General features: G+C 72.6%; 18 protein-coding genes. 5 read left to right on the forward strand and 13 right to left on the reverse strand.

Annotated elements, in window-relative coordinates:
- Positions 1 to 277 precede the first annotated feature (277 nt).
- Both OG435_RS11820 and OG435_RS11825 read right to left on the reverse strand, forming a co-directional pair.
- On the reverse strand, positions 278 to 910 hold the full coding sequence (locus OG435_RS11820) for an NUDIX domain-containing protein (protein ID WP_266881652.1): 633 nt from the start codon (positions 908 to 910) through the stop codon (positions 278 to 280).
- 88 nt (positions 911 to 998) lie between these two features.
- A complete protein-coding gene (locus tag OG435_RS11825; protein ID WP_266876783.1) occupies positions 999 to 2,636 on the reverse strand; it encodes a CTP synthase in 1,638 nt (545 codons plus the stop codon).
- A 548-nt stretch (positions 2,637 to 3,184) separates the two neighbouring features.
- Here OG435_RS11825 and OG435_RS11830 point away from each other — a divergent pair.
- Positions 3,185 to 4,990, forward strand: a complete 1,806-nt coding sequence (locus tag OG435_RS11830) for a glycoside hydrolase family 15 protein (protein ID WP_266876784.1) — start codon at positions 3,185 to 3,187, stop codon at positions 4,988 to 4,990.
- 74 nt (positions 4,991 to 5,064) lie between these two features.
- A complete protein-coding gene (locus OG435_RS11835) occupies positions 5,065 to 6,447 on the forward strand; it encodes an FAD-binding oxidoreductase (RefSeq protein ID WP_266876786.1) in 1,383 nt (460 codons plus the stop codon).
- A 17-nt stretch (positions 6,448 to 6,464) separates the two neighbouring features.
- Here the strand turns inward: OG435_RS11835 and OG435_RS11840 are convergent, their stop codons facing one another.
- On the reverse strand, positions 6,465 to 8,102 hold the full coding sequence (locus OG435_RS11840) for a flavin monoamine oxidase family protein (RefSeq protein ID WP_266876788.1): 1,638 nt from the start codon (positions 8,100 to 8,102) through the stop codon (positions 6,465 to 6,467).
- A 15-nt stretch (positions 8,103 to 8,117) separates the two neighbouring features.
- Positions 8,118 to 9,650, reverse strand: a complete 1,533-nt coding sequence (locus tag OG435_RS11845; protein ID WP_266876789.1) for an APC family permease — start codon at positions 9,648 to 9,650, stop codon at positions 8,118 to 8,120.
- A 181-nt stretch (positions 9,651 to 9,831) separates the two neighbouring features.
- Here OG435_RS11845 and OG435_RS11850 point away from each other — a divergent pair, with 181 nt between their 5' ends.
- Positions 9,832 to 11,460, forward strand: a complete 1,629-nt coding sequence (locus OG435_RS11850; RefSeq protein WP_266876790.1) for a PucR family transcriptional regulator — start codon at positions 9,832 to 9,834, stop codon at positions 11,458 to 11,460.
- Between the two features lie 518 nt (positions 11,461 to 11,978).
- On the opposite strand, the gene OG435_RS11855 is transcribed toward OG435_RS11850, so the two are convergent.
- From OG435_RS11855 to OG435_RS11875, 5 genes are all read right to left on the reverse strand, one after another.
- Complete coding sequence (locus OG435_RS11855) at positions 11,979 to 13,067, reverse strand: glycosyltransferase family 4 protein (protein WP_266876791.1); 1,089 nt, start codon at positions 13,065 to 13,067, stop codon at positions 11,979 to 11,981.
- A gap of 216 nt (positions 13,068 to 13,283) precedes the next feature.
- Positions 13,284 to 15,059, reverse strand: a complete 1,776-nt coding sequence (recN, locus tag OG435_RS11860) for a DNA repair protein RecN (RefSeq protein WP_430625614.1) — start codon at positions 15,057 to 15,059, stop codon at positions 13,284 to 13,286.
- A gap of 109 nt (positions 15,060 to 15,168) precedes the next feature.
- Positions 15,169 to 16,128, reverse strand: a complete 960-nt coding sequence (locus OG435_RS11865; RefSeq protein ID WP_266876792.1) for an NAD kinase — start codon at positions 16,126 to 16,128, stop codon at positions 15,169 to 15,171.
- Positions 16,125 to 16,940 (reverse strand): TlyA family RNA methyltransferase, encoded by an 816-nt coding sequence (locus tag OG435_RS11870; RefSeq protein WP_266876793.1) that lies wholly within the window; start codon positions 16,938 to 16,940, stop codon positions 16,125 to 16,127. The genes OG435_RS11865 and OG435_RS11870 overlap by 4 nt, the downstream gene beginning before the upstream one ends.
- A 7-nt stretch (positions 16,941 to 16,947) precedes the next feature.
- Entirely contained in the window at positions 16,948 to 17,208 is a 261-nt protein-coding gene (locus OG435_RS11875; protein WP_266876794.1) for a hypothetical protein, read from the reverse strand.
- Between the two features lie 66 nt (positions 17,209 to 17,274).
- Between OG435_RS11875 and OG435_RS11880 the strand changes: the two genes are divergently transcribed.
- Positions 17,275 to 17,622: an SCP2 sterol-binding domain-containing protein gene (locus tag OG435_RS11880; protein WP_266876795.1), complete on the forward strand. Its 348-nt coding sequence runs from the start codon at positions 17,275 to 17,277 to the stop codon at positions 17,620 to 17,622.
- 100 nt (positions 17,623 to 17,722) lie between these two features.
- On the opposite strand, the gene OG435_RS11885 is transcribed toward OG435_RS11880, so the two are convergent.
- The 4 genes from OG435_RS11885 to OG435_RS11900 form a co-directional block, all read right to left on the reverse strand.
- Complete coding sequence (locus OG435_RS11885) at positions 17,723 to 18,553, reverse strand: ABC transporter ATP-binding protein (RefSeq protein WP_266876796.1); 831 nt, start codon at positions 18,551 to 18,553, stop codon at positions 17,723 to 17,725.
- A 14-nt stretch (positions 18,554 to 18,567) separates the two neighbouring features.
- Positions 18,568 to 19,569 (reverse strand): FecCD family ABC transporter permease, encoded by a 1,002-nt coding sequence (locus tag OG435_RS11890; RefSeq protein WP_266881655.1) that lies wholly within the window; start codon positions 19,567 to 19,569, stop codon positions 18,568 to 18,570.
- A gap of 71 nt (positions 19,570 to 19,640) precedes the next feature.
- Positions 19,641 to 20,687 (reverse strand): FecCD family ABC transporter permease, encoded by a 1,047-nt coding sequence (locus OG435_RS11895; protein WP_266876797.1) that lies wholly within the window; start codon positions 20,685 to 20,687, stop codon positions 19,641 to 19,643.
- A 189-nt stretch (positions 20,688 to 20,876) separates the two neighbouring features.
- Complete coding sequence (locus tag OG435_RS11900) at positions 20,877 to 21,938, reverse strand: HAD-IIA family hydrolase (protein WP_266876798.1); 1,062 nt, start codon at positions 21,936 to 21,938, stop codon at positions 20,877 to 20,879.
- 113 nt (positions 21,939 to 22,051) lie between these two features.
- Here OG435_RS11900 and OG435_RS11905 point away from each other — a divergent pair, with 113 nt between their 5' ends.
- Entirely contained in the window at positions 22,052 to 23,323 is a 1,272-nt protein-coding gene (locus tag OG435_RS11905) for a DUF1015 domain-containing protein (protein WP_266876799.1), read from the forward strand.
- The last annotated feature ends 44 nt before the right edge of the window (positions 23,324 to 23,367 follow it).

The following is a 23,367-nucleotide window of genomic DNA, read 5'->3' on the forward strand; positions in this document are numbered from 1 at the left end:
TCCGCCCCAGACCCCGGTCCTCAAACGCCGGACGGCTGAAAGCGGCCGGGGTCGGGAAGATGCCGGCCAGGGCCGGGGACGGGGACGGGGTGGGGTGTCGGCCGGGACGTAAAGCGTGATTTGTGGCGCACAAGAAAGCCGCGCCCTGTCGGAGTCGGGCACAGGGCGCCTAAATCATGCAGTCCAGGCCGACACCCCAACCCGCCGCACCGGCAACCCCCAGCCCCGCCGGCGCTTGAGGCGACCCGGGACCCGCGGACCCGCGGACCCGGAGGGGCTACGCCTCGTACGGGCGGGCCCCCCAGGGGGCGTCCGCCGGCCGGAGGGAGGACAGGGGCGGGTCACAGGACAGGGCCGCCGAGAGGGCCAGCGCCCCCGTGACCAGCCCGGGATTGCCCAGCTCGCCCGCCAGGACACCCCGTACCAGCTCCGGCAGCGGGACCCAGGTCACCTCCATGTCCGCCTCCTCCGACCCGGACTCCGCGTAGCGCTCGCCGTCCGCCTCGGAGACCCCCCGCGCGAGGAAGATCCTGGTCGCCTCGTCCGAGCCGCCCGGGGACGCGTAGAAGTCGGCCAGCACCCGCCAGTCCTCGGCCTTGACGTGCGCCTCCTCCTGCAGCTCGCGCTGCGCCCCGTGCAGCGGGTTCTCCCCCACGACGTCCAGCAGCCCCGCCGGGAGCTCCCACAGCCGCCGCCGCACCGGGTGCCGGTACTGGCTCAGCACCAGTACCCGCCCCGCGTCGTCCAGGGCCAGCACGCACACCGATCCCGGGTGCACCTGGTAGTCGCGACGGGCCACGGATCCGTCCGGCATCCGCACCTCGTCGGAGGCAACCGCCGTCTTCGCGCCCTGGAACGGCCGCTGGGTCGACAGCGTCTCCCAGGTTTCCGACGTGTCCTTGATCTCCATGCCCGACATGCCCCGAAGCCCTCCACAACGCGCGACAGCCGGGGTACGGATCTCCGTACCCCGGCTGTCTACGGTATGTGCCATACGACTACTTCGCGGCCTGCTGCCGCTCCACGGCCGCCTTGACCAGACCCGCGAAGAGCGGGTGCGGGCGCGTGGGGCGCGAGCGGAGCTCCGGGTGGGCCTGGGTGGCCACCAGGTAGGGGTGGACCTCGCGCGGGTACTCCACGTACTCGACGAGCTTGTTGTCCGGGGAGGTACCGGAGAAGACCAGACCGGCCTTCTTCTCCAGCTCACCGCGGTAGGCGTTGTTGACCTCGTAGCGGTGACGGTGGCGCTCGTCCACGTACGCCTGGTCGCCGTAGACCTCGCGCACGATCGAGCCCTCGGCGAGCTTCGCCGGGTACATGCCCAGACGCATCGTGCCGCCCAGGTCACCCGCGCCCTCGACGAAGGCCAGCTGCTCCTCCATCGTGGAGATCACCGGGTTCGGCGTGGCGGCGTCGAACTCGGTGGAGTTCGCGTCCGCGATACCCGCCAGGTTCCGCGCCGCCTCGATGACCACGCACTGCAGGCCCAGGCACAGGCCGAGCAGCGGGATCTTGTTCTCGCGGGCGTAGGTGATCGCGCCGACCTTGCCGTTGACACCACGGTCACCGAAACCACCCGGCACGCAGATCGCGTCCACGTCGGACAGCTGCGCCGCCGCACCCGCCGGCGTCTTGCAGTCGTCGGAGGTGACCCACTTGATCTGCACGCGGGCCCTGTTGGCGAACCCGCCGGCGCGCAGGGCCTCGGTCACCGACAGGTAGGCGTCGGGCAGGTCGATGTACTTGCCGACCAGCGCGACCTTGACCTCGTGGTCGGGGTTGTGGACCCGGTCCAGCAGGTCTTCCCACACCGTCCAGTTGACGTCGCGGAAGGGCAGGTCGAGCTTGCGCACGACGTACGCGTCCAGGCCCTCGGTGTGCAGGACCTTGGGGATGTCGTAGATCGACTTGGCGTCGATCGCCGCGACCACCGCCGCCTCGTCGACATCGCACATCAGCGAGATCTTGCGCTTGATGGAGGTCGGGACCTCACGGTCGGCGCGGAGCACGATCGCGTCGGGCTGGATGCCGATGTTGCGCAGCGCCGCGACCGAGTGCTGGGTCGGCTTGGTCTTCAGCTCGCCGGAGGGGCCGATGTAGGGCAGCAGCGAGATGTGCACGACGAAGACGTTGTCGCGGCCCACCTCGTGGCGGACCTGGCGGACCGTCTCCAGGAACGGCAGCGACTCGATGTCACCGACCGTGCCGCCGACCTCGGTGATGACGACGTCGACGTCGTCGGTCGCCATGCGGCGGATGCGGTGCTTGATCTCGTTGGTGATGTGCGGGATGACCTGCACCGTGTCACCGAGGTACTCGCCGCGCCGCTCCTTGGCGATGACCTGCGAATACACCTGCCCGGTCGTCACGTTCGCCGAGCCGTCGAGGTCGACGTCCAGGAAGCGCTCGTAGTGGCCGATGTCCAGGTCGGTCTCGGCGCCGTCGTTGGTGACGAACACCTCACCGTGCTGGAACGGGTTCATCGTGCCCGGGTCGACGTTCAGGTACGGGTCGAGCTTCTGCATCGTGACCCGAAGACCGCGCGCCTTCAGCAGCGCACCCAGGCTGGAGGCCGTCAGGCCCTTGCCGAGGGAGGAAGCGACACCCCCGGTGACGAAGATGTGCTTGGTCGTCATGGCTGTGCTGTTCCGAAAAGCAGCGGGCGGCTTCGCCAAGAGGGGGCTCCCGTGGTCGCGAGGTGAGGTGCGTCCGGCGCCGGCCACCATCGAACCGAAGGGTCTCAGGGGGCGCCGAAGCTGCGGTTTCGGGGCTCCTGATTTGCACAGGCAGACCACCGGTCCACGGGATACCAGCCTATCAGCGCCCGGGCCGGTCCGCCTCCGGCCACGCGGCGGGGGCGTGCGAGGGAGGTCCGAGGAGCGTCCGAGAGGCGTGCGAGGGAGGCCCGGGACGATGTCCGTGGGGTCGGTCACCGCGGTATCGCCGACGCTCACCCGTTCGGCCGAACCTCATTGTCCCCAAGCTGACGAGGATCACTAGGGTGCCGTTTTGTCCTGCTCGGATCTCGATCACATCCCCGCCGAGCGGCCCCGCGAACGGCGTAACCCGTCCGGTTCCGGAATCATGGGCTGGACGCGGCGCTCCACATCACCGGAGAATCCGCGGCATCGCGCAATGCAAGCGCCCTTCGGGGCGGACGTGGCTGTTCGACTGGAGATGCAACGTGTCCGGGCGCATCGAGGATTACGCACTGATCGGCGACATGCAGACCGCGGCATTGGTCTGCCGGGACGGGGCGGTGGACTGGCTCTGCCTGCCACGTTTCGATTCCCATGCCGTCTTCGCGAGCATTCTCGGCACCGAGGAACACGGGTTCTGGCGGATCGGCCCGGCGTTCCCGGCCGGCGCCGAGGCCCCGCGTGCCACCCGGCGCCGTTACCGCGGGGACTCGTTGGTCCTGGAGTCCGAGTGGGACACCCCGCGCGGCACGGTCCGTGTGATCGACTTCATGCCGCCCCGCGAGGATCACGCACCGCAGATCATCCGCATCGTGGAGGGCATCAGCGGGCGCGTCCCCATGCGCTCCGCCCTGCGCATGCGTTTCAGCTACGGCCGGGTCGTGCCCTGGGTGCACCGGGTCGACGACCGGACCGTCGCCGTGGCGGGCCCCGACTCGGTCTGGCTGGACACCGAGGTGCAGACGTACGGCAAGGACCTGACGACGTACTCCGACTTCACCGTCGGGCCGGGCGACCGGAAGGCCTTCTGCATCAGCTGGCAGCCTTCACACAAGGAGCCGCCGCAGCCGCCCGAGGCCGAGGAGGCCCTGGAGGCCACCACCGAGTTCTGGCGCGACTGGGTCGAGCAGTGCACGTACCACGGCCCCTACCGGGAGGCGGTGATCCGCTCGCTGATCACCCTCAAGGCGCTCACGTACGCCCCCACGGGCGGGATCGTCGCCGCGCCCACCACCTCCCTCCCGGAGGAGATCGGCGGCAGCCGCAACTGGGACTACCGCTACACCTGGCTCCGCGACGCCGCCATCACCCTCTCCTCGCTGCTGCGCACCGGCTACCGCGAGGAGGCCCGCGCCTGGCGCGAGTGGCTGCTGCGCGCGGTGGCCGGAGACCCGGAGAACCTGCAGATCATGTACGGGATCGCGGGCGAGCGGGAGCTCGGCGAGACCGAGCTCGACTGGCTGCCGGGCTACGAGAACTCCGGCCCGGTCCGGGTCGGCAACGGCGCCGCCGGCCAGCTCCAGCTCGACGTGTACGGCGAGGTCACCGAGGCCCTGCACCTGGGCCACATGACCGGCCTGGCCCGCAACGACTACGCCTCGCTGCTCCAGCTCAAGCTGATCCGCTACCTGGAGACCCACTGGGACCAGCCCGACGAGGGCATCTGGGAGGTGCGCGGCCCGCGCCGGCACTTCGTGCACTCCAAGGTGATGGCGTGGGTGGCCGTGGACCGCACGATCAAGCTGATCGAGAGCGGGGACGCGGACGGGCCGCTGGAGCGGTGGCGCGAGATGCGCGACGAGATCCACCAGGACGTGTGCGAGAAGGGCTACGACAAGGAACGCAACACGTTCACGCAGTCCTACGGGTCGAAGGAGCTGGACGCCTCCCTCCTGCTGATCCCGCAGATGGGGTTCCTGCCGCCGGACGACAAGCGGGTGATCGGCACCATCGAGGCGATCCAGCGCGAGCTGTCGACCTCCGACGGGTTCATCCTGCGCTACCCGACGGCGGGCGAGGAAGCCGGCGTGGACGGCCTGGAGGGCGATGAGGGTGCCTTCCTCGCGTGCTCGTTCTGGATGGCCGACGACCTGGCGATGATCGGCCGCGTCGACGAGGCCCGGCGCCTCTTCGAGAAGCTGCTGTCGCTCCGCAACGACCTGGGCCTGCTGGCCGAGGAGTGGGACCCGCGGCTCCAGCGCCAGGTGGGCAACTTCCCCCAGGCCTTCAGCCACGTCCCCATGATCGACACGGCCCTGCGGCTGACGGCGAGCGGGGCGTACGGGGGCTGACTAACCTGGAGGGGTCGCAAGGGGTGTCTTGCCGCACCTCCCACACCTTCCGCATCTCCCGGAAGGGGGTAGCCATGGCTCCCCTCTCGAAGGCGGGCACGGCACTCGCCGAGCTCCGCGAGGACCTGTCCGGCGCCGTCCTGGTTCCGGAGGATCCGGGGTACGACGAGGCCCGCACCGTCTACAACGGGATGATCGACCGCCGGCCGGCCGTCATCGCGCAGTGCGAGAGCCCGGTGGACGTGGTGACCGCCGTGCGCTTCGCACGGCGGCTCGACCTGCCGATAGCGGTGCGCGGCGGCGGACACAGCGTGTCCGGGATGTCCCTGAACGACGGCGGCCTGGTCGTGGACCTGCGGCGGATGTCGGCGGTGACGGTCCATCCCGGGGCCTCCTCCGTGCGCGTCGAGGGCGGCGCCACGATGAGCCATCTGGACCGGGCCTGCGAACGGTACGGGCTGGCGACCACCGGCGGCCGCGTCTCCACCACCGGGGTCGGCGGCTTCGTCCTGGGCGGCGGCACCGGGTGGCTGGACCGCACGTTCGGCCTGGCGGTGGACAATCTGCTCGCCGTGGACCTGGTCACGGCCGCCGGGGAGATGGTGACGGCGACCGCGGAGGACCACCCCGAGCTGTTCTGGGGGCTGCACGGCGGCGGCGGGAACTTCGGCATCGCGACCTCCCTGACCCTGCGGCTGCACGAACTGCCGGTCATGTCCCTCGCGTTCCTGCTGTACCTGCCGGAGCACGGGCCCGAGATGGTCCGTACGTACCGGGACCTCATGGAAGGCGGGCCGCGCGAGGCCGGCGGCGGCGCCATCTACCTGACCGGGCCGCCCGAGGAGTTCGTCCCGCCGCACCTGGTCGGCGCGCTGCTGGCGGGCGCGCTGGTCACCTACGCGGGTCCCGAGGAGGAACTGCGGCGGCTCGTCGCCCCGCTGCTGGCGATCCCGCACGAGTTGGAGATGGTGACCGCCCTCCCCTACGCGGACCTCCAGTGCATGCTCGACGATCCGCCGGGACTGCGGAACTACTGGTCGGCGGAGTACCTGACCGGGGTGCCCGACGCCTTCGTGGACGTGTTCTGCGCCCGCGCGGACTCCATGCCGGTGCCGAGCGGCACCCAGCACGTGGTGTGGCCCCAGGGCGGGGCGATCGCCGAGGGGCCCGCCGACTATCCGGTGTCCTTCCGCGACGCGCCCTGGGCGGTGCACCCGTTCGGCGCCTGGGAGGACCCGGCCGACGACGACCGCTGCCGCCAGTGGGTCAAGGACGTCCGCGCCGACGTCCAGCCGTGGAGCACCGGCGCGGTCTACCTCAACTTCACCGGGGACGAGGGCGGCGACCGGGTGGTGGCCGGCCTCGGACCCGAGAACATGCGGCGGCTGGGCCGGCTGAAGCGGGAGTACGACCCGGACAACGTCTTCCGCTTCAACCACAACATCCAGCCCGCCTGAGGCTGACCGCCCGAGGCTTACGTGAGGGCGGTGATCACCTCCTTCGCCGCCCGCTCCCCCTCGGTCGCCCCGCCTTCCATGAACCCCTGGAAGTCGTAGCTGCAGTGCTCGCCGCCGATGTGGATCCGGCCCTGTGCGGTGCCCTCGTACTTGGCGTACTTGTGCAGGTAGCCGGTCGGCCAGTACGAGTAGGCGCCCAGCGCGTAGGGGTTGCGGTGCCACGCCGACAGCTGCGCCTTCCCGGTCCAGGCGGCCTTGGTGCCGGGGAAGAAGGCGTCGATCCCGGTGAGCATCCGGCCCGCGAGGGTGCGTACGTAGGGATCGGAGTCGGTGGCGAAGGCGGTCGCCGGCGTGAGCGCGCCGGCCAGGGTGCCGCCGCCGTACTGGAGCAGGATGCCCCCGTTGCCCGGCTGGACCTTGGTGGTGTCCCAGGTCTGCTGGACCTCGCTGTCGGTGAAGCAGTCGCCGGCCGAGACCCCGGGCCAGGGGCCGGTGCCGCGCCAGGGACGGCTGGTGAACTGCATGTTGAGCTTGGTGCAGTAGCCCATGCGGGCGTCGCTCAGCAGGTTCTTCATCAGCGGGTCGAAGCCGGCTCCGGTGATGTCGATCCGCTGGAGGACCGGCAGCGGCAGGCACAGGATGGTGTGGTCGGCGACGACCGTCCGGGTGGCGCCCGCGTCGTTGAAGGTCAGGGTCTGGGTGCCGTCGGCGGCGACGCGTACGGCCACCAGCTCCCGGCCCATGACGGTCGAACCGGCGGGCAGGGCCTGGCCGATGGCGTTCGGCAGCTGGTCGTTGCCGCCGGTGATGTGGTAGCGCTCGTTGGACAGGCCCCAGACGTTGAAGTGGCCCGGGTTGGTCTGGTAGCCCATCAGCAGGACCAGCGCGAGGGCGGACTGCTGCTGGGTGTCGGCCCCGTACTCGACGTTGTACGCCACGTCGATGAAGCGGCCCAGCTGTGAGCCGTGGCCGCCGGGGATCCGGGTCTCGATCCACTGGTACAGAGTCATGTTGTCGAGGGCGGTGCCCGCGGGGGTGGAGGAGTTCCAGGAGACCTCGCCGGACTCCTGGAGGTCGCGGCGCAGGGCCTGGTGGACGGCGTTGAAGTCCTCGTCGGCCTGGTCGCGCGGGTAGTAGGTGCCGTTGAACCAGAGCACCTCCTCCGCTCCGTTGGGGCCGCCGCCGAGGAAGTCCTCGACGGGAAGGCCGAAGCGGCGGCAGAGCTCCAGGATCTTCTTGTGGCTGGTGTCGATCAGCTCGCCGCCGATCTCGGAGGTCTGCCCGTAGGCCCACAGGGAGCGCTGGGTCCACATCCGGCCGCCGACGCGGCTCGGGTTGGCCTCGTAGAGGGTGAAGGGGACGCCCGCGTCCTTGAGGGTGATGGCGGCGGTCAGCCCGGAGATGCCGGCGCCCACGATGGCGACGCGGGCCGGGGCGACGGGCTTCTTCTCGATGGCGGCTTCCACCGCGTGGGCGCCCGCCGGGGGGACCGCGGCGGAGGCCACGGCGGCGCCGAGGCCGAGGGCGGCGGCCCGTCCCAGGAGCTGGCGGCGGCTGGAGCCGCGCACCTCGGCGACGGGCAGGCCGAGCTGCCGGGCGGCGGCGTGTTCGGCGGCGAGCCGGCGGAGCGCGTGCATGAGTGGCGTACGGGCCATTGCGGTGGCTCCTTCTCAGACGTTCGCAGCGGAGGGGGCGGACTCGTCGGCGGGCTCGTCGGTGCGCTCGGCGGCGTCCTCCAGGACGACGCGGCCGATGATCTCGTAGCGGTCCGGGGCCTTGAACTTCAGCCACAGGCCCAGCCCCAGCCCGCCGAAGAAGACGACCCCGACGATCCACGGGATCAGGGTGAAGAAGAACGAGTCGGCGGCGAGCCCGGCCGCCGTCTTCATGTTGACCAGCAGGAGAACCACCACGGCGGCCATGGCGACGCCGCCGATCAGCGGGGCCGTGAAGGTGCGGAACCAGTGCCGGTCCTCGGGGTGGTTCTTGCGGAAGTAGCCGATCACCGCGAAGGAGCACAGGGTCTGGACGATGAGGATCGCCATGGTGCCGAGGATCGCGAGGAGCGTGTACAGGTGGATGTACGGGTCCTGCCCGGTCAGCCAGAACAGCGCGACCAGGCCCGTGGCGATGGCCGTCTGCACCATGGAGGAGATGTACGGGGAGCCGTGCTTGGCGTGCGTACGGCCCAGGCCCGGGTGGAGGAAGCCCTCGCGGCCGATGGCGTAGAGGTAGCGGGCGGCGCACTGGTGGAAGGCCATGCCGCAGGCGAAGGAGCCGGTGAGCAGCAGCCACTGGAAGGCGTCGACGGCCCAGGCGCCGATGAAGGTCTGGGTGGGGGCGAAGAACAGGTCGAGCGGGCTCGCGGAGGCGGAGAGCTCCACGGACTTGGTGAGGCCGTTGCCCGCGATGGTCATCCAGGAGACGTAGATGTAGAAGAGGCCGACGCCGACGACGGAGATCAGGGTGGCCTTGGGGATGACCTTCTTCGGGTTCCGGGACTCCTCCCCGTACATGGCGGTGGATTCGAAGCCGACCCAGGACCAGAAGGCGAAGAAGAGGCCGAGCCCGGCGGAGGCGCCGGTGAAGGCGTTCTTCGGGTTGAGGGGTTCGACAGGGATGCCGTCCGGGCCGCCGCCCGCGATGAGCACGGCGGTGGCGACGGCGAACAGGACGGCGATCTCGGCGATCAGCATCACGCCCAGCGCCTTGGCCGTGAGGTTGATGTCGAAGTGTGCGAGGGCGGCGGTGATCGCGAGCATGCCGGCCGCGTAGACGATCCAGGGCAGGTCCACGCCGAGCTGGTCGTGGACGGTGGTCTTGGTGAAGTAGGAGAAGACGCCGACGATCGAGGCCTCGAAGACGATGTAGGCCAGGACCGCGAGCATGCCGGAGGCCATGCCGGCGATCCGGCCGAGGCCGTGCGAGATGTACCCGTAGAAGGCGCCGGCGGCGGTGATCCGCTTGGCCATGGCGACGTAGCCGACGGCGAAGACGGTCAGGACGGCGGTCGCGAAGAGGTACCCGGCGGGGGCGCCGATGCCGTTGCCGAAGCCGACGGCGATGGGCAGGTTGCCGGTCATCGCGGTGATGGGAGCGGCGGTGGCGACGGCCATGAAGACGACACCGACCAGGCCCACGGAATTGGCTTTCAGCCGCTGGACCTGGGGTGCGCCGCCGCCGGTGCTGCTGTCCGTGCTCATGGCTCCTCGTTCCTGTCGTGAGGGCGCTCACTCTCGCCCTGCGTGACGTACGCCACAATCGGCATGCGGTCCGATAATCCCCTTGCAGGGGCGACGAGTTGTCGGGCCGGACGGGGGTACATGGGACCCCGTAACCGCCCGGTGATGTGCACGGAACAAGAGCCCCGGTAGCGTCCGCCATATGGACAATCAGGGCGGGATCACGGTTCAGCGGGCACTTGAGCTGCCGGGGCTGCGCAGCGGACTTCCCGAGGTCGTGGCCTGCGCCGACCGGCTCGGCCGGACCGTGCGCTGGGTGCACGCGGGCGAGGTCCCCAACATCGCCTCCCTGCTCAAGGGCGGCGAGCTGCTGCTGACCACCGGCCTCGGCCTCGGCACCCGCCCCGCCGAGCAGCGCGCCTTCGTACGCCGCCTCGCGGACCGGGGCATCGCCGCACTGGTCGTCGAACTGGGCCCCCGCTTCAGCCGCCTCCCCTCCACCCTCGTGGAAACGGCCCGCGCGGTCGGCCTCCCCCTCGTCCAGCTCCACCGGGAGGTCCCCTTCGTGACCGTCACGGAGGAGGTGCACACCGAGATCGTCAACGGGCACTACGCGCTGCTCCAGCGGGCCGAGGAAGTCCACCGGCGCTGTACGGAAGCCCTGCTCGACGGCGGCGGGATCCCCCAAGTCCTGCACATCCTCGCGGACTTCACCGCGAACCCGGTCTTCCTGGAAACCCCCGACGGCCAGTTGCTGTACGCGGCGGGCCCGGTCTCAGGCGAGGCCGCGGCGGACCCGCTCCAGGTCTGGGAGGGCCTACGGGGCCAGCGTGATCCGGAGCCGTCCGGCAACGCCGTGGTGGTCGACGTCCCGGGCGGCGGCCGCGGTACGGGCTCGGTACGGGCCCGGCTGGTCCTGCTGGGGGTGTCCGCGCCGCTGCTGCCCGTGCACCGGATGGCGGCGGAGCGGACCGCCGGCGTACTGGCCGTCGTCCTGATGCAGGCCCGGCAGGAGGACGAGCTGGCGGCGCGCGGCCGCGGCGATTTCCTCACGGACCTCGCCGAGGGGCGGATCTCGGCGGAGGACGCCCCCGCCCAGGCCCGCGTCCTGGGCTTCAAGCCGGGCCCCGGCCCGCTCCTGCCCATCGTCATGCGACTCTCCTCGGACCTGGCCCCTTCCGGCAACTGGGCGGTCCTGGCCCGGGCCGTCCTGGAGGAACTCGCCTCCGTCGGCGTCCCGGTCCTCCTCGGCGTCCGCCCGGTGGAAGGCCGCGTCCCCCTCCTGGTCTCCCTGCGCTCCGACACCGAGCGCACGACGGTGTCCGACCGGGTCGCGGCGGCGCTGCGGGCCGGCGTGGAGCGGGCGGGCCTGGACCGTGCGGGGGCCGCGCCGGCGGTGGTCGTCGGCGTCTGCGGCGGCTGGGCGACGGTCTCGGCGGGCCTGCGGCACGCCGCCGAGACCGCCACGGCCGCGCACGGACTCCCCGAACGCCCCTGGTACGACGCCCGCCGCCTGGACATCGACCTGCTCCTGTGGCGCCTGCGCGAACACCCCGACCTGGCGGCCTTCGTGGACCGCGCGATCGGCGCCCTGCGCGTCCACGACACGGTCTCCCGCCCGCCGCTCCTGCCCACCCTGGAGACGTACCTGGCCCACGCGGGCCGCAAGGCGGAGACCGCGCGCGAGCTCCACCTGAACCGCCAGACCCTGTACAACCGCCTGGCGCGCATCTCGGAGCTCCTGGGCGCGGACCTGGACGACCCGGAAACGGTCCTCTCCCTGAGCCTGGCCCTCCGAGCCCGCCGCCACACGATTCCCACACCTTCTTGACGCGGAGCTCGCACCGCTGCGCGGGCTTCGCCCCGCTGCGCCAGCCTCCGGCCGGCGGTGTTGCCGCCACCGCCGCCTGGCGCGGGCCCCGGTGGGCGGGTGCGGGTGGGCCCTGCGGGGCGAAGTCCCCTACCCGCCCTTCCACCGTTCCCCGGGCGCTGCCCGGACCGGTCCTCAAACGCCGGACGGGCTGAAAAAACCAAACCCCGGCCGGGACCGAATGCCCCGAGCTGGGACTGAACTGTCCCCCCGGCCGGAGTCGGGGGCTGCGGGGCCAGGGCCGGGGACGGGGGCGGGGTGGGGTGTTGGCCGGGACGTAAAGCGTGATTTGTGGCGCACAAAGAAGCCACAACTATCGAACGTTGGACACAGGGCGCCTAAATCATGCAGTCCAGGCCAACACCCCACCCCGCCCCCGGCACCGGCCCACCACCCGCAGCCAACCCGCGCACAGGAAAGCCCCAGCCCCGCCGGCGCTTGAGGCGACCCGGGGACCGGGACCCGCCGCGCCCGGAGGGCTAGCGTCGGCGCGAGGTCAGCTCGTCGTACACCGACAGGACCTGCGCCACCGTGTCGTCCTCCGACGGCCACGTCAGGGCCTGGGCCCGCCCCGCAGCCACCAGCTCCCCCCGCCGCGCGGGATCCGCCAGCAGCCCGGCCACCGCAGCGGCCAGCGCCCCCGCGTCCCCGTAAGGCACGAGCACCCCCGCCGCCCCGACCAGCTCCGGCACCCCGCCCACCGCCGTGGCCACCAACGGCACACCCGTCCGCAGAGCCTCCTGCGCGAGCGGCGACCGCGCCTCCCACCGGCTGGGCAGCACCGCGACATCGGCCGCCGCGAGCAGCCGCGCGGCGTCGCGCCGCTGCCCGAGCAGCCGCACCGGCAGCTGCTCCGACTGGATGCGCCGCGCGAGCTCCGCCCGCATCGGGCCCTCTCCCGCGATGACCAGCAGCGGCATCGGGTCCAGGTTCCGCCACTCCCGCGCCGCGTCCAGCAGGACGGAGTACCCGCGCCGCGGCACCAGGCTCCCGACCGCGATCAGCAACGGCCGCTCGACGGCGCCGAGTTCCGCCCGCACCTTCCCGTGGTCCGGAGCATCCGAGGCACCGGAGGGCTCGGCGGCAGCCGCCGGCGCCGCCACCGCGACCGCCGCCAGCCGCGCGTCCCGCGCCCCCCGCAGCCGCGCCAGGTCCACCTGCGCCGAGGAGGCGCCGAGGACGATCGCCGCGGCCCGCGCGACGTGCCGTTCGAGCAGCAGGCTCAGGCGGCCGCCGCCGGGGCCGCCGCCGTGCCAGCTGACGACCAGGGGGACCCGCCGCCCGCGCAGGGCCAGCGCCGCGCGCATGCCGGCCCGCAGCCCGTGCGCGTGCACCACGTCGGCCTCGACGCACGCGGCCCGCAGCGCGCTCACCGCGTCCGGGGTGAACCGCGCCCCGGCGCCGGTGAAGTCGTACTCCCCCTCGGTCTCGACGGGCCCGCACACGGTGACCCGTACGCCGCGGGCGGCGAGCCCGGTGGCCAGCGACCGCACGTGCGCACCACCGCTCGCGCCGCCGAGGACCTGGACGGTGCGAAGGACGGGGACGGGTACCGGGGAGCTGCTCACGGGCCGAAGCTCCAGGGTGAGGGAGGAAGTCAGGGACGTCGCTCAGAATGCCAGTCCGCACGCGCGTTCCGGGACCATACGGGTGCGGATCCCGTAAGAGATACCGCCACACCCCCCGGATCCTCACCCACACGGGCTAGCCGACCGTCAGCCTGCTGACGACACGACGCCCGACGCCGGGACAGGACCGAGACCGGACCGGATCGGGACCCGGACCTACTCCGGCTCCCGGGCCGCCGCGAGCAGTTCTTCCGCGTGCGCCCGCGCCGACGCCGAGTCCTCGTGGCCGGCCAGCATCCGCGACAGCTCGCGGATCCGGGCCTCGCCCTCCAGGACGGTGACGCCACTGCGGGTCACGGACCCGTCGTTGGTCTTCTCGACCAGCAGCTGCCGGTCCGCGAAGGCCGCCACCTGCGGCAGGTGCGTGACGACGACCACCTGCGCCGACTTGGCCAGTTTCGCGAGCCGCCGCCCGACCTCGACGGCCGCCTTGCCGCCGACGCCCGCGTCGACCTCGTCGAAGAGGTACGTCGGCACCGGGTCGGAGCCCGCGAAGACGACCTCGACGGCGAGCATCACCCGGGACAGCTCACCGCCCGAGGCGCCCTTGGCGATCGGCCGCGGCTGGGCGCCGGGGTGCGGGGCCAGCAGCAGTTCGACCTCGTCGACGCCGGAGGGCCCGTACGCGACGAGCCGGCCGCCGACCTCGACCCCTTCGGGGTCCTCGGTCTGCCGGACGTCGATGGTGACCCGTGCGTGCGGCATCGCCAGGGAGGCCAGCTCCTCGGTGACGGCGGACGCGAAGCGGGTCGCCGCCTCGTTCCGCGCGTCGGTCAACGCCTGGGCCAGCGAGGAGAGTTCCAGGCGCAGCCCGTCGCGCTCCGCGGTCAGTTCATCGATCCGCTCGTCGTCGCCGTCCAGCTCCAGCAGCCGTACGGAGCCCCGTTCGGCCCACTCCAGGACGGAGTCCACGCCGTTCCGGGTGGATCCGTACTCGGATCCGTACTTCCGGATCAGCTGGGTCAGTGCCGCCCGCCGCTCCTCCACGGCCGCCAGCCGCAGCGGATCGGCGTCCAGGTCGTCCGCGTACCCGGCGAGTTCCCCGGCCACGTCCGCGAGCAGGATGCCCAGTTCCCCGATCCGCTCGGCGAGCGCGCCGAGCGCCGGGTCGTGGGAGCGTACGGATTCCAGCGCGCGGTGCGCCCCGGCGACGAGCGCGCCCGCGTCGACGCCCTCGGGGTCCTCGACGTTGCCGGCGAGGGCCGCGTGGGCGACCTGGGCGGCCGAGGACAGGGATTCGGCGTGCCCGAGGCGCTCCGCCTCCGCCGCCAGCTCGGTGTCCTCGCCCGAGAGCGGTTCCACGGCGGCGATCTCGTCGAGCCCGAAGCGCAGCAGATCGGCTTCCTGGGCGCGTTCCCGGGCCCGGGTGGTGATCTCCTCCAGCTCTCCGGCGACGGCGCGCAGCCTGCGGTGGGCGGCGGCGTACTTCTCCAGCGGGACGGCGACGGCGTCGCCCGCGTACCGGTCGAGGGCCTGGCGCTGCCGGGCCGGCCGGAGCAGGCCCTGCTGGTCGGTCTGGCCGTGGACGGCGACGAGGTCGTCGGCGAGCTCGGCGAGCAGCCCGACGGGCACGGAGCGGCCGCCGACGTGGGCGCGCGAGCGGCCCTCGGCGGAAACGGTCCGGCTGATCAGCAGGGCGCCGTCGTCGAGCTCGGCTCCGGCCTCCTCGGCGCGCAGCGCGGCGGGGGCGTCCGGGCGCATGACGATGCGCCCTTCGACGACCGCCGCCTTGGCCCCGATCCGCACCAGTGCGGGGTCGGCCCGCCCGCCGAGCAGCAGCCCGAGGCTGGTGACGACCATGGTCTTGCCCGCGCCGGTCTCGCCGGTCACCGCGGTGAAACCGGGTGACAGCTCGACCACAGCGTCGTCGATGACCCCGAGCGACCGTATCCGCATCTCCTCAAGCACGGGACGACGATACCGAGGTTTCATGGGTGCCATGTGACGTCACCAGCCCGAACCAGCTCGAACAGTCATGCTATTTACGTACGCGCGGTCTATCGGACCGGTGGTGACCCCGCCAGTACCGGCGTCGACCCCGCTAGTGCGGCGCTCCGCGCCATCCCGACACCGGCAGCGCGAACTTCGCGACGAGCCGGTCCGTGAACGACGCGTGGTGCAGCCGGGCGAGCCGCACCGGCACCGTGCCCCGCCGGACCTCCACACGGGCCCCGGCCGGCAGCTCCACCGTCCGCCGCCCGTCGCACCACAGCACCCCGTGCGGGGTCCCGGTCTGCACCTCCACGGCCAGGACCGAGTCCGGCGAGGTCACCAGCGGCTTCGCGAACAGCGCGTGCGCGCTGATCGGCACCATCAGCAGCGCCTCCACCTCCGGCCAGACCACCGGCCCGCCGGCCGAGAAGGCGTACGCCGTCGAGCCCGTCGGGGTCGCGCAGACGATCCCGTCGCAGCCGAAGCCGGACACCGGGCGCCCGTCGATCTCCAGGACCACCTCGAGCATCCGCTCCGGGGACACCTTCTGGACGGCCGCCTCGTTCAGCGCCCAGTCCCGGTGCACCACGTCCCCGTTGGTCCGCACGATCACGTCGAGGGTCATCCGCTCCTCAACCTCGTACTCCCGCGTCACGACCCGGTCCACGACCTTGTCCAGGTCGTCCCGTTCCGCCTCCGCGAGGAAGCCCACCCGGCCCAGGTTGACGCCGAGCATCGGCACCCCGGAGCCGCGCGCGAACTCCGCGCCGCGCAGCAGCGTCCCGTCACCGCCGAGCACGATCAGCAGCTCGCACCCGTCGAGCACCTCCGGGGTGCACTCGGACTCCGCCACCAGCTCCACCTCGGGCGGCAGCGGCAGGTCCACCGCCTCGTGCCGCAGCACCCGTACGCCCAGCCCGCTGCGCAGCAGACCCTGCACCACCAGCTCGGCGCTGCGGATGGCCGCCGGCCGCCCGGTGTGCGCGAGCAGGAAGACGGTCCGCTTCCCCGGCTCCCCCGGCTCCCCTGCGTTCCCCGACTGTGCCGGGTCCCCCGAAAGATCACTCACTGCGGCCCCTCCGCCACTGCACGATCGACATCCGCCGGGTCGAGTGCCGGTGCCCCCGCCCGCAGCCACAGAAAATACTCGACGTTGCCCGAGGGGCCCGGGAGCGGGCTCGCGGTCACCCCGAGCACGCCCAGGCCCAGCTTCCAGGCCTGCGCCGCGACGTCCCGCACGGCCTCGGCGCGCAGCTCCGTACTGCGTACCACGCCACCGCTGCCGAGGCGGTCCTTGCCGACCTCGAACTGCGGCTTGACCATCAGCACCAGATCCGCGTCGGGCGCGCAGCAGCGTACGAGCGCGGGCAGCACCAGACCGATCGAGATGAAGGACAGATCACCGACGACCAGGTCCACGGGCACCCCGTCGATCAGCTCCACCGTCAGTTCGCGCACGTTCGTACGGTCCTTGACGGTGACCCGGTCGTCGCTCTGCAGGGACCAGGCGAGCTGCCCGTAGCCGACGTCCACGGCCATCACGTGCTCCACCCCGGCGCGCAGCAGCACGTCGGTGAACCCTCCGGTCGAGGCGCCCGCGTCCAGCGCCCGGCGGCCCTCGACGCGCAGCCCCTGGGGCCGGAAGGCCGCGAGCGCCCCAGCGAGCTTGTGGCCGCCCCGGGAGACGTAGTCGGGGTCGCTGTCGTCCTTGAGGACGACGAGGGCCGCGCTGGTCTCGACCTGGGTGGCCGGCTTCGTCGCCGTGTTGCCGCCCACGGTCACCCGGCCGGCGGCGATCAGCTGCGCGGCGTGCTCCCGGGAGCGGGCCATGCTGCGGCGTACCAGTTCGGCGTCCAGGCGGCGGCGTGCCACTCCTGCCACGATCGGTTCAGCTCCTGTTTTCGTAACGACGGGGGCCCTCGGTCGCGTCCAGCGCGGTCAGCGCGGAGCGGAGCCCCCTGTGCACATCCTCGTACACCTCGACGTGTCCGTCCGCCGGGAGGTGGTCCACGTCCGCCAGCCGCTCCAGCGCGGCGTCCGCTCCGGCGTGCCCGGTGGGAGTCCGTACGAGGCCCAGCGCGGCCGGCCCGGCGGGCACGTCCGGGGCTTCGTCCGGCTCCTGGACCGCATCGGGCACTTCTTCGCTCATGCCCCCGACGCTACCGCGTAGGGCGCCCGCGACCGCGCACGGCTCTGCGGTACGGTCGGGATCACGATGGCTACGATCGAGGAGTGCCGTGCGGCACTCGACCAACTCTCCGACAACCTGGCGCGGGCCGAAGGCGACGTGCGCGGTGCGACCGCGCTCGACCGCTCGCTGAGCTGCCACATCACCGACCTGGACCGGACCTTCACGGGCCGCCTGGACGGAGGCCGGATCCGCGTGGACGCGGTGGCACCGGGCCCGCCGGCCTCCAAGGCCGAGATCCGGCTGGCGATGACCGGCGACGACCTGGTCTCCCTGGTCGCCGGCGACCTGAAGTTCCCCAAGGCCTGGGCCTCGGGCCGCATCCGCCTGGAAGCGGGCTTCCGCGACCTGCTGAAGCTCAAGAGCCTGCTGTAGCCAACCCCGCTGCACGGCTCCTGCTCCGCAGGCCAAATCCAGCCCCTCCGGCGTTTGAGGAGCAGGGGTCCGGGGGCCGGCAACGGTGCCGCACCCGCGCTCACTCGGCGCGAGCCCGCGCCCGAGCGACCCGCGCCGCGGGTACCACCAGCGGCGTCCCCGTCTCCGGGTCCGCAATGACCTGGCACCGCAGCCCGAACACCCGCTCCACCAGCTCCGCCGTGACCACCTCGGCCGGCGGCCCCTCGGCCACGACCTTCCCGTCCCGCATCGCGATCAGGTGGGTGGCGTAGCGCGCCGCGTGGTTCAGATCGTGCAGCACGGCGACCAGCGTCCGCCCCTGCTCCTCGTGCAGGTCCGCGCAGAGGTTCAGCACCTCGATCTGGTGCTGGATGTCCAAGTAGGTCGTCGGCTCGTCCAGCAGCAGCAGCGGCGTCTGCTGCGCCAGCGCCATCGCGATCCACACCCGCTGGCGCTGCCCGCCCGACAGCTCGTCCACGGCCCGGTCCGCGAGTTCCGCGACCCCCGTGGAGGCCATCGACTCGTTCACGATCCGCTCGTCCTGCGCCGACCACTGCCGCAGCAGCCCCTGGTGCGGGTAGCGGCCCCGCGCGACCAGGTCCGACACGGTGATGCCGTCCGGGGCGATCGAGGACTGCGGCAGCAGACCCAGCGTCCTGGCCACCTTCTTCGCCGGCAGCGACCCGATCGCCTGACCGTCCAGCAGCACCCGCCCCACGGTCGGCCTCAGCATCCGCGAAAGGGCCCGCAGCAGCGTGGACTTCCCGCAGGCGTTCGGCCCGACGATCACGGTGAAGGAGTGGTCGGGGATCTCCACCGACAGGTTCTCGGCGATGACCCGCTGGTCGTAGCCGAGGGTCACGTTCTCCGCGGTCAGCCGCTGCACTTGCCTGCTCCTCTGGTTGCTCATGCTCCTCTGGTTCCTCATATGCGGCCCGTCTTCCGCTCGGTGACGAGCAGCCAGAGCAGGTAGCAGCCGCCGACCAGCCCCGTCACCACGCCCACCGGCAACTGGTCGGCGCCGAAGACCCGCTGCGAGGCCCAGTCGGACACCAGCAGCAGGAGTGCGCCCATCAGCGCCCCGGTCAGCAGGCTCGCCCCGGGCGAGCGGGTCAGCCGGCGCGCGAGCTGCGGCGCGGCCAGCGCGACGAAGCTGATCGGCCCGGCCGCGGCACTGGCCGCGGTGGTGAGCAGGATCGCCGCCACCATCAGCAGCAGCCGCGTCCGCTCCACCCGCACCCCGACGGCGTACGCCGCGTCGTCGCCCATCTCGATCATCCGCAGGGCCCGGCTCTGGGCGAGGACCAGCGGGAACAGCACCAGGCAGGTCGCGAGCAGCGGCCAGACCTGCGCCCAGTCCCGCCCCGCCAGCGAGCCGGTCAGCCAGACCATCGCGCGGCTTGCGTCGACGAGCTGCGCCCTCGTCAGCAGGTACTGGATGGCGGCGATCATCATCGCGGAGGCGCCGATGCCGACGAGGACCAGCCGGTAGCCGTGGATGCCCTGCTTGTAGGCGAGCAGGTACACGGCGATTCCCGCCACCAGCCCGCCCACCAGGGCCCCGACGGCCACCTCGGCGGCGCTGCCGTGGAACAGCACGATGACGAGCAGCGCCCCGACGGCCGATCCGTAGCCGAAGCCCAGCACGTCCGGCGAGCCGAGCGGGTTGCGCGAGACGGACTGGAAGACGGCGCCGGCCATCCCGAGGGCCGCGCCCACCAGGAGGCCGACCAGGACCCGCGGCAGCCGCAGGTCGTTGACGATGAACTCGTGCGCGGGCGTGCCGTTGCCGAGCAGGGTCCGTACGACGTCCCAGGGCGCGATGTCGAAGTCGCCGGTCCCGATGAGCAGGACGGCCGCCGCCGCCACGAGCACCAGGAGCAGCGCCCCGACGCCCAGGGCGCGCCGCTCCACGCGCAGCGACATCCCGCCGGGCAGGCGAACGGGCCGGGGTCCGGTGCGGCACCCGCGCGCCGTGCGGGGTGCGTCGGTCACTGTCACAGCTGGGCCGTCCTCTTGCGCCGGACGAGGTGGATGAAGACGGGTCCGCCGATCAGCGCGGTGACGATGCCGACCTGGAGTTCGCCGGGCCGGGTGACGACCCGGCCGATGACGTCGGCGCCGAGCAGCAGGACGGGCGAGAGCACCGCCGAGTACGCGAGCACCCAGCGCATGTCCGGGCCGGTGAGGAACCGTACGAGGTGCGGGATCATCAGGCCGACGAAGACGATCGGCCCGCAGGCGGCGGTCGCGGCCCCGCACAGCAGGGTGATGGCGATCATCGCGCCGATCCGGGTCCGCGTCAGATGGGCTCCGAGGGCCCGTGCGGTGTCGTCGCCCATGGCCATGGCGTTGAGCGGCCGGCCCAGGCAGAGCGCGAGGACGGCGCCGACCACCAGGAAGGGCGCCACCTGCCGGACGGTGTCCATGTTCGCGGAGGCGAGCGAGCCCACGGTCCAGAAGCGGAGCTTGTCCAGCGCCTCGCTGTCCATCAGCTGCACGGCGTTGATGTACCCGATCAGGGCCGCGCTGGCCGCCGTACCGGCGAGCGCCAGACGTACGGGCGTGGCGCTGCGGCTGCCGCCGAGCACGTACACGACCACGGAGACGACGGCGGCGCCGAGGAAGGCCCACCACACGAACTCGCTCAGCGAGGAGGCCCCGAAGAAGCTGACGGCCGATACGACGGCCGCCGCGGCCCCCGCGTTGACGCCGAGGATGCCCGGCTCCGCGAGCGGGTTGCGGGTCAAGGCCTGCATCACGGCGCCGGACAGGCCGAGGCCGAGGCCGACGAGCACCCCGAGGACGGTCCGCGGGACCCGCAGGTCCCGTACGACGACGTCGGAGGCCGTCCCGGAGAAGTGGAACAGGCCGTGCCACACCTCGTGGAGGGCCATCTGCTTGGCGCCGACGGCGATGCTCGCCACCGCGATCAGCGCGAGCACGCCGAAGGCGGCGAGCAGACCGGCGGCTCGCGCACCGTGGCGCGAGCGGGTGGCGGCGGCCGGCGCCGCGCTCGGTTCGGGAGGACTCTGGACCAACACGAAGTTAGGTTAGCCTACCCTCCGTCGAGCCCGGCTCCCTGAAGAGCCCGACGCCCAGGGCTCCGACCAGGGCTCCAACCCCTACCGCCGCGGCCCCTGTCGTCCCGGCCTCTGTCGTCGTCCCAGCCTCTGTCGTCCCAGCCTCTGTCGTCCCGGTCCCCGCCGCCCCGGCCCCTGCGTCCCTGCTCCCTAAAGCCCCAGCCGGGCCAACGCCTCCCCCGCGTCCAGCCCGCACGAGCCGTCCCCCGCCTGCGTCCAGGCCGCCGCACACAGCGCCCGCAGCCCGTCCATCGCCCCGCCCCCACCGCCGGAGGCACCCGCGCCGCCCCCACCGCGCAGTTCCAGTACGCCGTCCAACGCCTCCGCGGTCCAGTCCCCGCAGCGGAACCCGCCGCCGGCCACCGGCACCACCTCGGGCTGCCCGGTCAGCAGCCCGCGCAGGTCCCGGTCCACGTACGTCGGCCGGTACTTCGGCTCCGCCCGCAGCAGCTGCGCCGCGTCCGTCACCCCGGTCAGCACCAGCAGCGAGTCCACGTCCCCGTTGAAGGCGCCCTCGATGTCGGTGTCGAGCCGGTCGCCCACCACCAGCGGCCGCTTCGCCCCGGTGCGCAGCACGGTCTCGCGGTGCATCGGGGGCAGCGGCTTGCCCGCCACCTGCGGCTCCGCGCCCGTGGCGATCCGTACGACCTCCACGGCGGCCCCGTTGCCCGGCGCGATCCCCCGCGCCCCCGGAATCGTCAGGTCGGTGTTCGAGGCGTACCACGGCACTCCCCGGTTGATCGCGTACGAGGCCTCCGCGAACCGCCCCCACGGCAGATCGGGCCCGCCGTACCCCTGGACCACCGCGGCGAGCCCCTCCTCCTCCGCGGAGTCCACCGGCACCAGCCCGCGTTCGCGCAGCGCGACCCGCAGCCCCTCGCCACCGATGACCAGCACCCTCGCCCCGGGCGCCACCTGCTCGGCGATGAGCCGGGCCACCGCCTGCGCGGAGGTGATCACCTCGCCGGCCTCCGTCGGGATCCCCAGCTCGCCCAGGTGCTCCGCGACCGCGTCCGGAGTGCGCAGCGCGTTGTTCGTCACATAGGCCAGGTGCATCCCGTCGGCCCGAGCCGCCGCGAGCGAGTCCACGGCGTGCGCGATGGCCTCTCCGCCCGCGTACACCACCCCGTCGAGGTCCAGCAGAGCCGTGTCGTACGCCTGGTGCAGACTGCGCTCACTGCCCGCGGGAAGGGTCCTGCTCTGCCGGGTCATGGTGTCCGCTCCTCCTGGGCCCCTCCCGGCGGTAGCCGGGGAAGACCGGTCTTGTCCGGTTTCCGTAATCCCCCGATCATCCCGCATGCCGAGACGGGTCTTACGATTCACCAATGACCACATCTGGCACCGCGGACCACGGACTGCGCCTGATCCCGTTCCACGGCCTGCGCTATGTCCCCGAGCGCGTCGGCAGCCTGGCCGCCGTGACCTCGCCGCCGTACGACGTGGTCGTGCGCCCCGACGGACTCAACCACCTGGAATCCGCCGACCCCCACAACATCGTCCGCCTGATCCTCCCGCAGGCCGACACCCCCGCCGCCCGCAACCAGCAGGCGGCGCACACCCTGCGCGACTGGCTCGCCGAGGGCATCCTCAGCGCCGACCCCGTGCCCGCGCTCTACGTCTACGAGCAGCGCCGGGGCGAGCTCCTCCAGCGCGGGGTCATCGGGGCCCTCGCCCTCTCCGCGGCGGACGCCGGGATCGTCCTCCCCCACGAGGACGTCATGCCGCACGTGGTCACCGACCGCGCCGGCCTGATGCGCGCCACCTCGGCCAATCTCGAACCGCTCCTGCTGACCTACCTCGGCGACGATCCGGCGACGGGCGCGGCCGCGGTCGTCGAGCGCACCGCCCGCTCCACCCCGCTGTTCTCCACCACCACCGAGGACGGCTTCCAGCACCGCCTGTGGGCGATCACGGCCCCCGCCGACCTGGCGGCCATCACCGCCGACCTGGGCGAACGCCAGGCCCTCATCGCCGACGGCCACCACCGCTGGGCCACGTACCTGCGCCTCCAGGAGGAGCACGGCTCCCCCACCCCCTGGGACTTCGGCCTGGTCCTCCTCGTCGACACCGCCCGCTACCCGCTCCAGGTCCGCGCGATCCACCGGCTGCTCCGGCGCCTGTCCCCCGCCGACGCCCTGGCCGCCCTCGACGGCCGCTTCCGGGTCCGCGCCGTCGACGGCCCGCTGCCGGCCGCCATGGAGGCCCTGGCCGAGGCCGCGGAGCTCGGCAACGCCTTCCTGCTCACCGGCGACGGCACCTTCCACCTGGTCACCGACCCCGAGCCGGCCCTGATCGAGCGCACGGTCCGCGGAGACCGCCCCGAGGCCTGGCGCCGACTGGACGCCACGGTCCTCCACGCGACCCTGCTGGACACGCTCTGGTCCGTCCCCGACGCCCCCGACCAGATCTCGTACATCCACGACACCGAGGCCACCGTCGAGATGGCGGAGCGCCTCGGCGGCACGGCCGTCCTGCTGCACCCCGTACGCGAGTCGGTCGTACGGGAGCTGGCCCGCCAGGGCGTGACGATGCCCCGCAAGTCCACCTCCTTCGGCCCGAAGCCGGCCACCGGCCTGGTCCTGCGCAGCGTGGACTGAACGACCCGACCAGGACACGGCCAACGAAAAAAGGGCGGTACCCC

This window comes from Streptomyces sp. NBC_01264 (genome assembly GCF_026340675.1).
GTDB lineage: Bacteria > Actinomycetota > Actinomycetes > Streptomycetales > Streptomycetaceae > Streptomyces.